The sequence below is a fragment of the Butyricicoccus sp. AF35-5AC genome, assembly GCF_003477715.1.
Classification (GTDB): Bacteria; Bacillota; Clostridia; order Oscillospirales; family Butyricicoccaceae; genus Agathobaculum; species Agathobaculum butyriciproducens.
The window spans coordinates 231,216-245,875 of sequence record NZ_QUDX01000001.1 but is presented as its reverse complement, the minus strand read 5'-3'; the positions used below and the strand labels follow the sequence as shown (position 1 = coordinate 245,875).

Annotated in this window: 8 protein-coding genes; all 8 read right to left on the bottom strand. The window is 56.2% G+C overall.

The window, feature by feature from the left end; translation table 11 throughout:
- Positions 1–17: 17 nt before the first annotated feature.
- Positions 18–1,274 (bottom strand): type II secretion system F family protein, encoded by a 1,257-nt coding sequence (locus DWZ82_RS01080; RefSeq protein WP_118478164.1) that lies wholly within the window; start codon positions 1,272–1,274, stop codon positions 18–20.
- 21 nt (positions 1,275–1,295) lie between these two features.
- Positions 1,296–2,063: a prepilin peptidase gene (locus DWZ82_RS01075; RefSeq protein ID WP_118478162.1), complete on the bottom strand. Its 768-nt coding sequence runs from the start codon at positions 2,061–2,063 to the stop codon at positions 1,296–1,298.
- A 147-nt stretch (positions 2,064–2,210) separates the two neighbouring features.
- On the bottom strand, positions 2,211–2,669 hold the full coding sequence (locus DWZ82_RS01070) for a hypothetical protein (protein ID WP_118478160.1): 459 nt from the start codon (positions 2,667–2,669) through the stop codon (positions 2,211–2,213).
- 2 nt (positions 2,670–2,671) lie between these two features.
- Positions 2,672–3,136, bottom strand: a complete 465-nt coding sequence (locus DWZ82_RS01065; protein WP_118478158.1) for a prepilin-type N-terminal cleavage/methylation domain-containing protein — start codon at positions 3,134–3,136, stop codon at positions 2,672–2,674.
- A gap of 86 nt (positions 3,137–3,222) precedes the next feature.
- The gene (locus DWZ82_RS15315; protein WP_199667348.1) at positions 3,223–3,918 is read right to left on the bottom strand and encodes a type IV pilus modification PilV family protein; all 696 of its coding nucleotides are present in this window, start codon (positions 3,916–3,918) and stop codon (positions 3,223–3,225) included.
- 4 nt (positions 3,919–3,922) lie between these two features.
- A complete protein-coding gene (locus DWZ82_RS01055; protein ID WP_118478156.1) occupies positions 3,923–4,285 on the bottom strand; it encodes a type IV pilus modification PilV family protein in 363 nt (120 codons plus the stop codon).
- Entirely contained in the window at positions 4,278–5,132 is an 855-nt protein-coding gene (locus DWZ82_RS01050; RefSeq protein WP_118478154.1) for a hypothetical protein, read from the bottom strand. The genes DWZ82_RS01055 and DWZ82_RS01050 overlap by 8 nt, the downstream gene beginning before the upstream one ends.
- A 21-nt stretch (positions 5,133–5,153) precedes the next feature.
- The gene (locus DWZ82_RS01045; protein ID WP_118478153.1) at positions 5,154–14,483 is read right to left on the bottom strand and encodes a type II secretion system protein; all 9,330 of its coding nucleotides are present in this window, start codon (positions 14,481–14,483) and stop codon (positions 5,154–5,156) included.
- Positions 14,484–14,660: the final 177 nt, after the last annotated feature.

Genomic DNA, 14,660 nt, shown 5'->3' with positions numbered 1-14,660 from the left:
TTTACACGTTTCCGAGATTATACGTTCCCCGAACTCTCAATCGCGCTGTACGAGCCGATGATCGGCGACATGACTGCGATAATGATAAAGCCGACCACAAATGCCATCAGCACGATCAGCATCGGCTCCAGAATGGTCATCATGCGCTTGCTCGCCTGCTGTGCATCGTACTCCATCGAATCCGCGATGGAATCCAGCATGGAGTCCAGTCGTCCGGTCTCCTCGCCAACTGCAATGCTGCTGCACAGCTTGCGCTGAAAGCCGTCTACGTTCTCGAGGGCGGCGGACAGGCTGACGCCCGAACGCACCTGCACAAGCACGTCATCGAACTGTGAAACGATGTAGGCGTTGCCGATGGTATCACGGGCGGTCTGCAGCGCAGTGACGATCGGCAGACCGCTCGAGTACAGGCTGCTGATGGTTCGCGCGAACCGCGCCGTGCAGATAACCTGATTGAGCGGACCGAAAACCGGCATTTTAAGCTTTCGCCGGTCCATTTCCAGCCGGACGGCCGGAATGCGCAGCAGCGAGCGGATAACCATGACCACTGCCGCGACACCCAGTATCATCAGATACCATTTGGTAACCATAAAACCGGAAAACGCCATCAGCGCCAGCGTAACGCCCGGCAGCGAATCCATTGTGGAGAACAGATCGCTGAACTGCGGCAGCACGAAGGTTACGATAACGATAACGACCGCGACCGCCAGAATCGCAAGGATCATCGGGTACATGAGCGCCGACTTGACCTGCTGGTTCATCTGGTGCGCCTTCTCGTAGTGGAGGGCGAGCCGCTCCGCGACCTGATCCAGCTTGCCGCTGCCCTCGCCTGCGCGGATCATGCCGAGCATGAGCGTTGGGAACACCTGCTGCGCCTCGAGTGCGGCGGAAAGGCTCGAGCCCTTCCGCACCTCACCCAGCACATTCTCGTAAATGCGGCGCAGACCCGCGCTGATGCCCTCATCCTGCGAGATGATCGTCAGCGCGCGCACCAGACTGACGCCCGAAGCCAGCAGCGTGGACAGCTGACGGCACAGGTCGCTCAGCTCCTGCGGACGCAGCGTGCGCGGCTTGCGGGCCGCACCGCGGCGGGTCGCACTCTGCAGATACAGTCCCTGCGCGAGTAATTGGGTATACAACGTGTCATAGTCCGCAGCCTCCATTGCGCCGCGGACTATCTTTCCGTCTATGTCCTTTGCCGTGTAGCGGAACAGCGTGTGACTGCTGTTCGGTTTGACCGTGACGGTCAGCCTGCGGTTGTTGGATGCAGCCATGCTGACCCTCCTCTCCATTCATTACAATAATCCCATATACCAGTCCGCGATCGTTTCTCCGAAAAACATGGCGATCGCAATGCCGATGCACAAAAACGGACCGAATGCGAACTGGCTTTTCCGGTTTGCCTTCTTTTGGGCGAGCAGCAGCGCGCCGAAGCCGCCGCCGAGCAGAATGCCGATGAACGCGGCAACGACCGTCAGCTTTGCGCCGAGAAAAAAGCCCGCGCCGAACATCAGCTTGATATCACCACCACCGAAGCCGCCGGGCACGATGAGCGCCAGAAGCAGCATCGGTACGCTGACGATCACGCAGCCGATCAGCCGCGATTTTATCCCCAGGCTGGGGATAAGTATGTGCGCAGCGATGCCGCAGACAAATAGCAGCGCCGGAAACCGGTCGTAGATTTCAAGCGTGTCCATGTCCATGAGCGCCACGACCGTCAGAATACCGAGCACAACGAACGCCAGCGCCGCCTGTGCGCTCTCGCCGCCGAAGGCGTATGCACAGGCACAGGAGCACAAGCCGCCGAGCACCTCGATCCAGAAATCCCTTGCGGGGATTTTTGCACCGCAGCCGCGGCATTTGCCGCCCTGCAGGAGAAAGCTCAGGCACGGGAGCAGCTCCGCCGCCGACAGCGTGCGCCCGCACGCCGGACAGTGACTGCGTCCCTTCACCACGCTCTCTCTGCGCGGCAGGCGCCATACCACCACTCCGAGAAAGCTGAATACGCATGCGCCCAATGCAAACCGTAACAGCCATAATACAGCATAGGCGATGTAAAGCATTGGTTTCCTCCTCGTTTGGGTTGGTTTGAAATGATTTTTTACAAATAGAATCTACCATGCAGAAAACCGCATGGCAGGTCACAGCCTCTTAACTGTTAAGGGGCTGTGACCCGCCATACCGTCCGACGGCGAACGCGCACCGTGCGTTCACTGTGCTGCGGCGGCATGAATCAGGTCAACACCGACGGACACGTTCCAAGTGACCGGATCGGCGGTGTAGGTTACGGTGAAATCCCCTTCGGTGTAGATCATCTGCTGTACGGTATAGCCGTTTTCGTCGGTCTGCAGCACCCAGAAATCACCGGGCACCTTGCAGGCTGTCAGCACCTCGTTGTAAACCGCCTCCGAGACCCCGCCCTCATGGGCGGAGTCCGTGAAGGGACGGTTTTCACCGTAGGCCTCGATCGAGGCGGCGTATAGCGCCATATGCACCGTTTTTGCATTGCCGAGCGCCACATGCGCGTCTGCCCGATAGAGCAGACCAAGCACGCTGCCCGCCGCCGCGATCACAGCCAGAAGGATCACACACACCACCGTCAGCCACCAGCTTACCGCGCCGTATTTTATCGGCGCAGTCGGTCCGTGGCGTTCGGTGCGGTTAGGCATGATTACTTAACCGTATACTGGTTGTCCTTGTACTCGCAAGTCTTACCGTTCTTCTCATATACAACCTTGCTAATCTTATTATTCTTAGTCTTATCCGAGCTCTTGGTCGTAACTTCGATGTCAGTAATATTCTTAACCTCTACTTCTGCCAGACTAGCAACACTTGCATATGCAATTACGATACCATCATCTGCCGTCTTATCTTTAGAAAAGCTCGGGAAAGTGGTTGCATCGGTAGAAATTGTACCATACTTTTCATCATACAACGTCTGTGCAGCCATTACAACCTGACGGCACTCAGCGGTGATGGACTTCTCCTTCGCCTTATCAATATAACCGGTCAGCGCCGGAATCAGCAGTGCTGCCAGAATTGCCAGAATAACCAGAACCACGATTAGCTCTACCAGCGTAAAGCCGCCCTTCTTGCTGCGGCGCTTCTGCTGCAGCGCGATCATTTTTTCCATCATGATCTTATTCCTCCAATTTTATTTTTGTTTTTCTATCTCTGTAAGCTGCGGCGGTGCTCCGCAGAGTTACACATATTACATTGCCGTTATGCCGGCTTTTTCGTTGCCGTTACCTCGGTTTTCACCGGAATATCGTACCGCAGGTCGATGATGAGCGAATCCGAATAAATTTTATCGGTCAAATCCTTATCGCGGTAAATTGTCACGGTGGCGGTAACGGTGTGCTTTGCTTCGTCGATTTTGAAATGCAGTCCGGCGCGGAGACCCATATAAAAGCCCTCTGCGTAGGTTTTCGTCATGGCTCGGGCAATGGGATTGCCGTCCGCATCCTGACTGTAGCCATCTTTATAATAGCGCTCGACAAGATAACCCTTTTCCACCTGAGGCTGCTCACCGGAGTCCTTATCGGCAATCACGATTTTGGTTGGTCCGCAGCCGTCTGCCGTCAGCAGTTCCGCCGCGTTATATCCCTGTTCGGTCTCATAGCCAAACTCGATCGCCGAGCCTTCGGACGAGCCGGTTTTATTCGTCACATCCGTGCCGCTGTCGTAGCATTTGATGTAATCCATGGCGGTCTCCACCTTGCTGCGCACGGTTTCGAGCAGGTCGTCCGCGATCAGCTCGGCGCTGTTCAGCTCCTGCGTGCGGCGCGATACCTCGGCCGCCGGCCGCAGCGATGCGCTGAATATGCCGATGACCAGACACAGCAGTCCGGCGCCGACCACCAGTTCCACCAGTGTCATGCCTTCCTGGCCGCGCAGGATTGAGCGAATGCGTTTCATGCCGTCACTCTCCCTTCGCAAACCGGTAGAAGGGCACGGTTTTGCCGTCCTCGGTTTTGGCGTTTACGGTCTGCTTTTTTACCTGTACGCGGAAGGCGTCAATATCGGTATCTTCGCCGTTCGACGTCGTCACCTTAAAATCGTACGCGGCAGCTTCGCCGTCCGCGACTTCTGCACTCCCGCGCACGCTTTCCTGCAGTTCGGTCGCGTCCCTGCGGAGCTGCTCCGACTTGCGCTGCGCATTTGAGGCAAAGCCGACTGCGCCGTTCAGCGCTCCCAGCAGCAGCATGAACACCACCGTGGAAACCAGAATTTCCACCATGGATTCGCCCCGGCGGTCGCGCAGCACGCGAATCAGTCTATTCATCGGCTGCACCTCCGGTTGTCCGGGCTGCCGGCTTGTGGATGGGTTCGTATCGGCTGTACGTTGGATTGTTGATATCATAGGTGTAGCTGATCTCCACATGCTCCGTGCGGGCATCCTCGCCCTCGCCAATGACCTTGGGTTCTACCGGCTCCTTGCCGTTGGCACTTCGGCAAAAGCGGCCGTTTACCCAGTAGACCTGGAACTGTCCGCTGACGCCGTCTTCCCCTTTCCATGTGTAGATTGGCTGAAAACTGTCCTTTCGGCGGTATTCTGTGGTGTACATGTAGCTGTCCGCTCCCTTTTCCGCCTTGACGCCTACCCAAACCTGATGTCTGTTAAAGGTTGTCTGCTCTGCTTTTTCGGTGCCTTCGTTCCGATCATCGTATGCAAAGGTATCGCCTGTGATCGGGTCCTGCACATCGGTAACATCACGGAGCAGAATCGTAATCCTGCCGTAGTTATCCTCGGTCGAACCCGCATTATAGCAGGCAGTGGTTTCATCCGAACGATCCGGATCGTAAATACCCAATCCTGTATCTTCCGCTAAAATGTTGTTCACTTCACGGTAGAAACAGCCTTCCGGCGCAAAATTGGTATCTAATTCCGGTTTTATTGTTTTGTATTCCTGCAGTTCGCTGTCCAGCACCTGTGCAAAGGACTGCGCCAGCTGATAACAGCGTTCCCTGCCGATCTTGCGGTTGGCCCGCGAGAGCAGCATGGAGGAGGAATACACGATACTGAGCGAAAGTCCGATCAGGACGGCGACAGCACAAAGTGCTACGATCAGCGAAACACCGCTTCGCCTGCTGCGCCGCAGGGTGTTCCAGCCCTGACGTATCCGCTTCATGTCTGCCGCCTCCCTTCGTAACTAAAATTTGCGCTCAGCAGGATCGGATTCCGTATAACGGTCGCTCTTGCTGTCCGCAATGACAGTTACCCTGCTGATCTGTATACCATTCGTCAGCTGCAGGGTCTGATTCTCGTGCGTTACCACGGAGAAAATGTTAGGCAGCTTCAATGTAAATGTGCCGTTCTTCACCTGCAGCATGGTATCCGGCTGATAGCTGTAATAACGAATGCTGCCATTGGTAAGGCTGTATCTGCCGTTGACCGCACTGCCCTGTTTTACAGTATACCAGTCATCCCCTGCAACTGCAAACGTATTTTGACCATTTATGATAATCTCCGGCAGGTTCCCGCTCATATCGACGGTAACAGTCGTGGATTTATCGTCCTTATCGGTCAATTCAATCCGATACAGGTCAGCCTCTGCCACCTCGTCCCACGAGAGCGCGGTAAGCTGTGCATCCCACTCTGCCGTGTTGATAAGACGATTCATCGGGCCATAGCTGACCGCAAGCGTCTCATTCACGTTTGCCAGCGACGCGCTCGGCGCTTCCAGCTTCACACGCGGGAATACCACATCGCCGCTCGATACCCAGACCGAGCTTACCTGTCCCGCCGACTGCGAAATACGAGCCTCAAACCGTACAGAACAGCCTGCGTATTTCGTATTCAGATCGGTCAGGCTGCAGACGTAGCTGCCGCCGCTTTCGCTCATTGCGGAAACGGGGTAAGTCTCCGTTGTGCCGTCCGTCCCGGTGATTTTTGCCCGCAGCAGATAGGTGCTGCCGCCGGGCGGTACACTGGCCTCATTCTCCGGCGTAACGGTGACCTGCAGGCCGCCGCTTCGGAAGCCGGCCGCCGGAATCGGGTTGTTTGCTGCCGCATTCCAGTTGTACGACCACTTGACGCTCGGCGTATCCAGACGCTTCGGCACGGTCATCGTGTACACGATACCGTTCGGGCTGTCCGCATAGCCGGAATCATCAGCAGCCACCGCCACCAGATAGAGGTCGATTGTCTTGCCGGCGTAAGACTCCAGACTGCGGCTTACCGAGCAGGTGCCGCCCCTGACGGGCACAAGCGCACCCAGGGCAGCGGCCGTTTCGCCCTCCGGCTGCACATAAATCTGATAGCCTGCACAGCCGTTTTCGCTGCCGATGGCACTCCAGCCGATGGTGTATTCCAGCTCGTTGGTATCCGGGTTGGTTACCGACGGCTGTCCCGGACGCTCAAGGCGCTGCTTGACAGCGTACTTCTTCGTCGTACTCAGGCCAACCTCGCCGTATGCCTGTCCCAGACGGGTAACGGTCAGCTCAACCTCGGCATACTGCCAGTCGTCCGCGCTGATGGTGAACGATTGGGAAGTATTCGGATTCTCCTGCGTACCGTAAACCTCGTTGACCGGAATGCCGATTCTTGCGCCTGCCGCAGTAATGCCGGTCAGCTTGACGCTGTAGTGCGGCACTGCAGTCCCCTGCCCGGACTGCGTCCACGAGAACCGGTAGCTGATACTGCCGTTATCTTCCTGCATCAGTTCCGGGTCGTTCAGCTCCGGCGCCGTCAGCGGCTTGATGTTCAGCGCCGCGGTTCTAATGTAGTTTGCAAAGGCAGTCGCGTGGCCAAGGACATGGCTGTAAATGATCTTGTCCTGCTGCTGAACGCCCTCCGCGCTGTAAGTCCGCATCGTAACAGACGCATCGCCGGTCTGCCGGGTATCACCATAGGTGTAAACCGGTCCCAGACCGGATGCGGCGTACCATGCACGCACCCGACGATTTGTGACATTCTCCGCGAAATACTCCTTCGGCAGGTCGCGGAAGTTTGCCGTAACCGTGTTGCCCGCCGAGGTCAGCACATCCTCATATGCAAACACATACTCATTTGTGCCAACCGTGCCGAGCACCTCGATACGGTAAATCGGCGGTGTTTCCATCTGCGACTCGTTGACCGTCAGTGCAGCCGTGACCGTGCAATCATCCACCGTACTGCCCGAGTACGATACCGACAGCCTGTTAATACTGCCGTCCGGCTTGTACTTCGGCGTGTCAGTCGGGATGGTATCCGTCACGGAAGCCGGCTGAATGCCGTTCGTAATGCCTGCCGCTGCCGTGACGATCAGCTCCTTCAAATCATCGCCGTTGATCTCGGCGGTATGATTGTTCTGATCAATGGTCACGGTCTGCGAGCCAAGCCTGAAGGTGACCTTCCAGTTGCTGAAGACCGCATAATCCGCAAGGTTTTTCAGCGAGATCTGGTATTTAGCGCCATTGTTCCAATGGCTCACCAGTCGGATATTGACATCCGGTGTCGGCAGCACCGACACATCCTGCGTCGCCGCAGTTTTCCATGCAGAAGGCGCGGTATCCTCAAACAGACTGACAGCACGAACCGACAATGTAACGGTCTTGCCTGCTGTGTCTGCCGCAAGGCTTGCCGGCAGCTGGAACGAACCGCTGGTCGTACCGGAGCCGTACGCCTGTATGCCGTCCAGCTTCGGGTCCCACTGTCCCTGTCCCTTTCGGTTCGGGATAAAGCGCAGATTGGACATTACTTCCTTGTCATCAACGAGCACTGTACCCTCGTAGTACAAAGGACGGTCCGTATCCTCGATGGATACATCGAAACTGCCGTCTGTCTGCTGTTTCAAATCGACCATGAACGAGGCATCCAGCTTTTTGTCGGTTTGGTCGTGCTCCATGTCGCGATAGTTCTCTCGAACATACTCATCAAACAGCTTTTGCTCTGTGTTGAACACCGTATTCTTTTGATACAGCAGCGGGCGCAGCCACGAAGCACCGTGTCCATTCGTCTGTGCAATATCTCTATATGTTGGTGTATCCGGCATGGTGAACAAAATCCGTCCCGTAATTTGGTCAGAACCATTGATATTCGTACGGATAATGCCATGCTCATCGATCGTAGAGTTTGCCGTTGTTACATTGTAATACATCCGGTTGTCTGTATAGTCGATCACGCCAAGCTGCGGACCGGCAATGGCGGCAAAGCTCTTATTCGCCCATTTTCCGTCACTGCCTGCCCAGTATCCATAGGCAACCATGCGGGAAAATCCCTTTCGTGATTCATTGCGCGTATTACTGCTGTCAAAGATTCGTCCGGCAGTGTTCGTCAAGCCCCATGTATCAAAGAAATAATAATTGTTTCCCACCTTATCACCGCTCAGGGAGCTGCTCAGGCTGGCGTTATTCAGCGATACGATGCCTGTACTGGTACCCGCATCCGAACCGATGACCGAGTAACAGTTCTGGATATAAGTATTATCCTGCGCCACAGTGCCGTCCTTATACCGGTCGCCAAAGATGCCGGCGATATAATTGTTGCCGCCGACCAGTGTTTCCGCATAGTTGCGGCAGCGGTCGATATTCAGCACGATATTTGCGGTCGAAGTGCCGATTGGACCGCCGTTCTTGCTGCTTGCCGTATCTGTTGAGAAGTAACCCACGATACCGGAGGCCATGGAGGATGAATAGATCTTAACGCCCGGCGCATTGACACAATCCGAAACGTTAATGGTGAACTTCTGTGCAGCATTTATATCATACGTCGTATAAACCGTAACGTTGCCAAGGATGCCCGCACTGTCGTTCGCGCAGTCCTTGACCTTCCTGCTGTTCTCCCAATGATAATAGCTTGCACCATCCCGGCCAAAAACGCTGCCGTGATTCTGACAGCTGATGATATTGAAATCCTGACCGGAGGCCGCATGATACATCTGTGCCACGATACCGCCGGATGCACCGACCCAGCCGGTTTCATACGTCGTCTGCAAATTGCCGTAATTGTAGCAATCCTCAACCGTACCGCCGTTATTGGTCCACTGGCCGACGATACCGCCCGAATAGTGCGATTGATAGCCGTACACCGTGCCATAGTTGACACAGTTTTCGATCGTCCAGTCGGTTGTGGTCTGGTTGGTCTGTGTGCCGATGATACCGCCTGCAAATCGGCTGGTCGCGCCGTTTGCCAGCTGGCGGCCGACAAACGCCTGATTGAGCAGATAGGACAGGTCCTTTTCGCTCTCGTTCATACCGACAATACCGCCGGTGCCGACACCGATGCCGTCCGACTTGTTGACCAGCAGCCAGCTGCCGCTGACGCAGCGATTCAGCTCACCGGTCGGCGCATTGTAGCCCGCCACGCCGCCAAGGTTGCCGTTGCTCGATACGATGATCTGCATGGTGCGGTCTGCCGCTACGCTCTTGCTGCCGCCGTTGTAGGACAGCTTTTCCACATCCGTCCGGTCTGCCCACTTTACCCAGGTGGAATCCGCAGACAGCTTCTGTGCCTTGGCATTGGACAGCAGGTCGCTCACCTTGCTGACATTTTCCATCAAGTTTTCGGTGCTCTTATCGCCGGACATGGTGATCGTGCCCTTGTTATAGCCGGTCACACCGCCGACCATGCCGTTTTTGACCGTGATCGTGCCGGTTCCGGTATTGTCTATGTAGCACCGCTCGATGATGCCGGTCGTATCATTCTTGCCTGCAATGCCGCCGATATGCGAGGACAGGCGTTCCTTCTCTGCCGCCGAACTGGTGGAGGTTGCGGTGTACACACCGTCTGCCGTCAGCGTCAGCCTGGAAACGGTGCTGCCCTGCAGCAGACCGCCGTTCAGTCCGGCAATGCCGCCGTAGCAGTTGCCGACCGCGCTCTTTCCTTCGTCGATCGTGCCGGAGTACGTGCATTCGGTTACCTTGCCGCTTGCATTATTCTGACCGACTACACCGCCGAGATAGGTATACTTCGTGAATTTCTCAAAATTCGAGGTGACCTTCACCTTGCTGACCGTACCGCCCGCTCGATTGATGCCGACTGCACCGCCGACCTGCAGCGTACTTGCGGAAACGCTGTATGTCGGCTGCTGCGAAACCTCGGTTGCAGTGACCGTACCGCTGTTGTCTCCGACAACAGCACCCAGAATGAATGCACTGCCGGAAATCGTGATATGATCGCCGAGTGTCGCTCCCTGAACCGTACCGCCCTTGTGGTTTACCGCACAGATCGCGCCTGCCGCAGTCTTGTTGCGGGTGATAAGCGTTACCCTGTTATCCGTGCCGACGCTGCAGCTTCTGATCGTGCCGTAGTTTTCGCTGGCAACGCCGCCTGCATAGCCGTCGTTACTGGTGACGCTGCCGTTGCCGATACAGTTCTCGACCGTGCTGCCCGCGCTGTTCATGCCGACAATGCCGCCTGCCGCACCGACATTCGCGGTCACCTGACCGAGATTCTTCGCGTACCGCAGAACAGCCTCTGCGCCCTCCTGCGCGCCGACAACGCCGCCTGCACTGCCCGCCGCTGCGCGGACCTCTGCCGCCTGATTGGTCAGGCAGTTGATGCTCGTGCCGCCGAGTGTACCGCGGTTAATGCCGGCAATACCGCCGACCATACTGCTGCCGCGCACGGTCAGCCTGTTATCCGCGGCAATGGCATCGCCCTGCATGCTGCCGCTTGCCGGACTGAGCGTGCCGGTTGCGGTATTCACGCCGATCACGCCGCCGACACCGCTGCCGCTGCCGTTGACACGACGCTTTCCTGCCGGTGTGCTCGAAAGCGTAATCGCACCGCCGTTTTCGCCCGCAATACCGCCGACACGGCCTGCACCGCTGACATTGGCGCTGCTGGTATTGTTCTGTATTCTGCCGCCGCTGAGATTATAGCCGACGATGCCGCCGACCGTGTTCCGTCCGGTGACAGTGCAGTTTTTCTCGGTCGTGCAGTTTTCAATCGTGCCCGCCGTCCTGCTGCCGACGTTCAGACCCGCGATACCGCCGATATAATCCTGCGTTGCGCTGCCCATGCTGCCGGAGAGCGTGCAGTCGCGGATGATGCCCTCGTTCAGACCGACCACGCCGCCCATGGCATTCAGGCCGTTCATCGTGCCCTTGCTGGCACAGTGATCTATCACCTGATTCTCACCGTTGACGCCGATCACACCGCCGATAACGGAAACACGCAGCTCGCCGCTGCCCAGCTCATCGGAGAGCGCCTTCGCGGCATCCGTGTACTTCTGCGCCTGCAGATAGGATACCATATCCACACCGGTTTTCAGCTTGCTGTCCGGGAAGGTGTCCTCTGCCGGACGGTCAAAGCCGCCTGCGTTCAGGCAGTGCTCCACCTTCATCCGGGTCTGCGGCTCACAGCTGCCGATAATGCCGCCTGCATACGCATACGCGCGGATGGTCATGTTATTGGAAACCGCAGACAGTCTGCCTGCACTGTTGCCGTCCGCTGTGATGGTGATGGTATGCGTATTGGTAGATGCCTCGACCGTTCCCGGCACATTGCTGTTGTTTGCTGCGATGCCCGGCAGAAGCGCATACAGCGTTCCGTCTGCCCGGTCTTTCTCCGTGTAGGTGCGCTGATAGCCGATCAGACCGCCGCAGAATGCCACTGCAGTAACCGTGCCAAGGCTGTTATCGACCTTGAGACCGCTGACCGTGACATTCTCTCCCGGGTTGACCACATTTGCACCGATCGCACCGCCGACATAGTACCGTCCCTGCACACTGCTCGGCTTGATGGTCAGCTTCTTCTCGAGCAGCTTTGTCGAAGCATTCAGACCGATCAGACCGCCGACACAGTCTCCGGTTGCGGCAACACGGCCGCCGATGAGCGTGTAATTGATGTCAATCGTGCCGTCCGTGTCGTTATAGCCGACCAGACCGCCGACATAGTGTCTGCCGACAACGATACCCGCCACACTCCGGTTAGAGACTTCGTTATCCTTGTCGCTGAAGGTGATCGTGCCGCTGTTGTAGCCGGTCAGACCGCCCGCATAGCTGCCGACGGCTCCCCAGTCCGTGACACGCCTGTAGATCGCATTATTGGTGTCCGAAACATAGCTTGCACAGTTTATGATGGCCGCATTGTTCTCATTTGCACCGCAAATACCGCCGATAAATACATTGTATCCCGCAGCGACACCTGTGTTGACGCAGTTTTTGATCGTCGAACCGCCTTTATTCTCACCGATGATGCCGCCGACATACGAATTGCCGATGACATAGCTTGCGTTAACGGTTGTTCTGGTGCCGTTTTCACTGAGCAGTGCCGTCTGCGTATCAGACTGATTCAGCGCACCGATGATGCCGCCGACATACTCGCTGCCAAGAACGTAGCCGTTTGCCTCGGTCTCGCAGTCATACAGCACACTTTGTTCGCCGTAGCCGACAATGCCGCCGACATATCTGCCGCGCAGCTTGTCTCTATCCTCCTGCTTATAGGTGTAGCCGTCCGCATATCCGGCACGGCTCCTGCATTCGGAAAGAGACGCGTTATGCGCGTAACCGACAATGCCGCCGATATAATGTCCTGCCAGCGAATGATCATCTGCGGCTGTGCTGCTGAGAATCAGCCCCTCATTTTTGCAGTCAGACATATCTTTTCCCGTGGCCTGATCCTTGCCGGAGAAATAGCCTGCAATGCCGCCAACCGAGCGATTGCCCGTTACAGCAGCGCTGTTGGTCAGGGCCTTGACTGCGGCACCGTTTGTTGTCAGGCTGCCCGCAATACCGCCGATACCGCGCGCAGTACCGCCGGTCGGCAGCGTACCGGTTACGGTACCCGATGCAGACAGCTTGATTACTGACTTAGAATCGTTGACTTCAATCACACCGGCCACACCGCCGATGCCCTGCGCCTGTGCCGAGGTCAGCGCAGCTTCCACCTCGGCTTCGGTGCCGTCCACGGTATCGCCCTTCAAAGAGCCATTGCTGTAACCGCAGACTGCGCCGACACCCTTGAGCTTACCCGAGTCAATCTCCACCTGCGGATTGAGCAGGCGCAGATCATGGATCGTGCCTGCGTTTTTTTGGAACAGACCAAGATACTCTGCGTCATCGGCAATCGAGGTCTCATTCAGCTTGAGATTACTGATGACATTCCCGCCGGTAAACACGCCGGCAATGCGGTTCAGCAGACCGCCTGTGCCGTCCAGTGTCTGATTGCTGCGCAGCGCAGGGATGCTCGGGAAGCCGATATCCTTGCCGGTGGAAACCGAAAGTGCGCCGCGGGCTGCCGTACCGTAAACCTTTACACTGTCGCTCATCCAGTCCAGTGAACGCGCGGTAACGGCAAATGCCGCCGCCGTATCCATATAACGGATATTGGACAGATGACGGAAGGTTTCGATCTCGCACCGGCTGTTATCCGACCGGGTGCCGTCACCGAAAAGCGTGTTCGCCTTATTGGATTCGATAGCGTCACTCTTTTGATACTCCTCACCGCGGGTGTTTTCTGCGTTCGGGTCCGGAAACACCTGCACGGCTGCATAAACATTCAGCGGGGTTTCCAGCTTGCCGCCGAAGCGCGTGATGCTGGTATCGCTGCTCTGCCGGAAGGCTGCTTTGTTATCAGCGGACAGCTTATCCAGCCGGTCGTACAGCTTCGCATTCATCATACCGTCCAGCACGAGTGTTGCCCGCTTGCTGGTCCGGTCATATTCCATGGGGAAGGTATAATTCTCCGCCGCATTATCCTCGGTCGTAACCGCAACCGACTGTGAACCCGTTTTCAAATTCCTGCCCGGAATATTGATCGACAGGAGCTGTGCTTTATCCTCACTGCTGTACAGCTTGACCTCGTAATAAACCTTATCCAGATCCTGATCCTTCACATTGCTCGACCAGTTCAGCGACAGGGTTTCACCATTTACCAGATTGATCGAGGTGATCTTCAGCTTAGTCGCATCCAGACTGACAGCATTGACCGCATCCTGAACCGAGTAATAGCCCAGCCGTTCTTCCCTGCGCGTATCGCGGCCGCGCTTGCTGTAATCAATATCCAGCCAGCTGCCGGACATATCCGCCGGTTTGCTGTCCTCATTCGATCCGTAGTACAGTCCCTTGCAGTTTGTGCCGTAGAAAACCGAATAAACCTGACCGCTTTCCACGTCGATTTCGATGCAGATTGCAGCATTCAGCACACTTTTATCGTAGGTATCCTGCGCAAGAAGCGCACCGACGAGCGCACCGTCACCCGACAGCTCGCCTTCTGCGTATTCGCCTGCATCCAGACGAATGCCGTAAATACGACCGACCAGCTTTTTCCGGTCCTCATCCGACTCATCAAACGACTGATTCAGCACGCCTTCCTTCTTCACCTTGCTGCAGAATGACTCCCATTCACCGCCGGTACGAAGGTAGGTCAGCTCAGATTCTGCCGACAGATACATGGTCTTAGCGTACGATTCATTCTTTCGGAACTGCGACAGATGGATATACCCCAGAAGGCTCGGTACAGCGATGGCAAACAGAATGCTCAGAATGACCAGCGTAACCACCAGCTCTACAAGAGTAAAGCCGCCTTTTCTGCACTTTTTGCGCTGCTGTGTCATATTCGCTGCCTCCTTCCCTTTGGATACAAGATAAACGGGTATACTGCCCAAATTTAGTCGTTTTATATTTTACCAACTCCTACGTTTTCTGTCAAGTATCGACACCGTTCAACTGCAATCCCCGCTGTTTTCGCTTATTTTCTCTGATATTTACCATGATTTTCATGCCACAAAAAA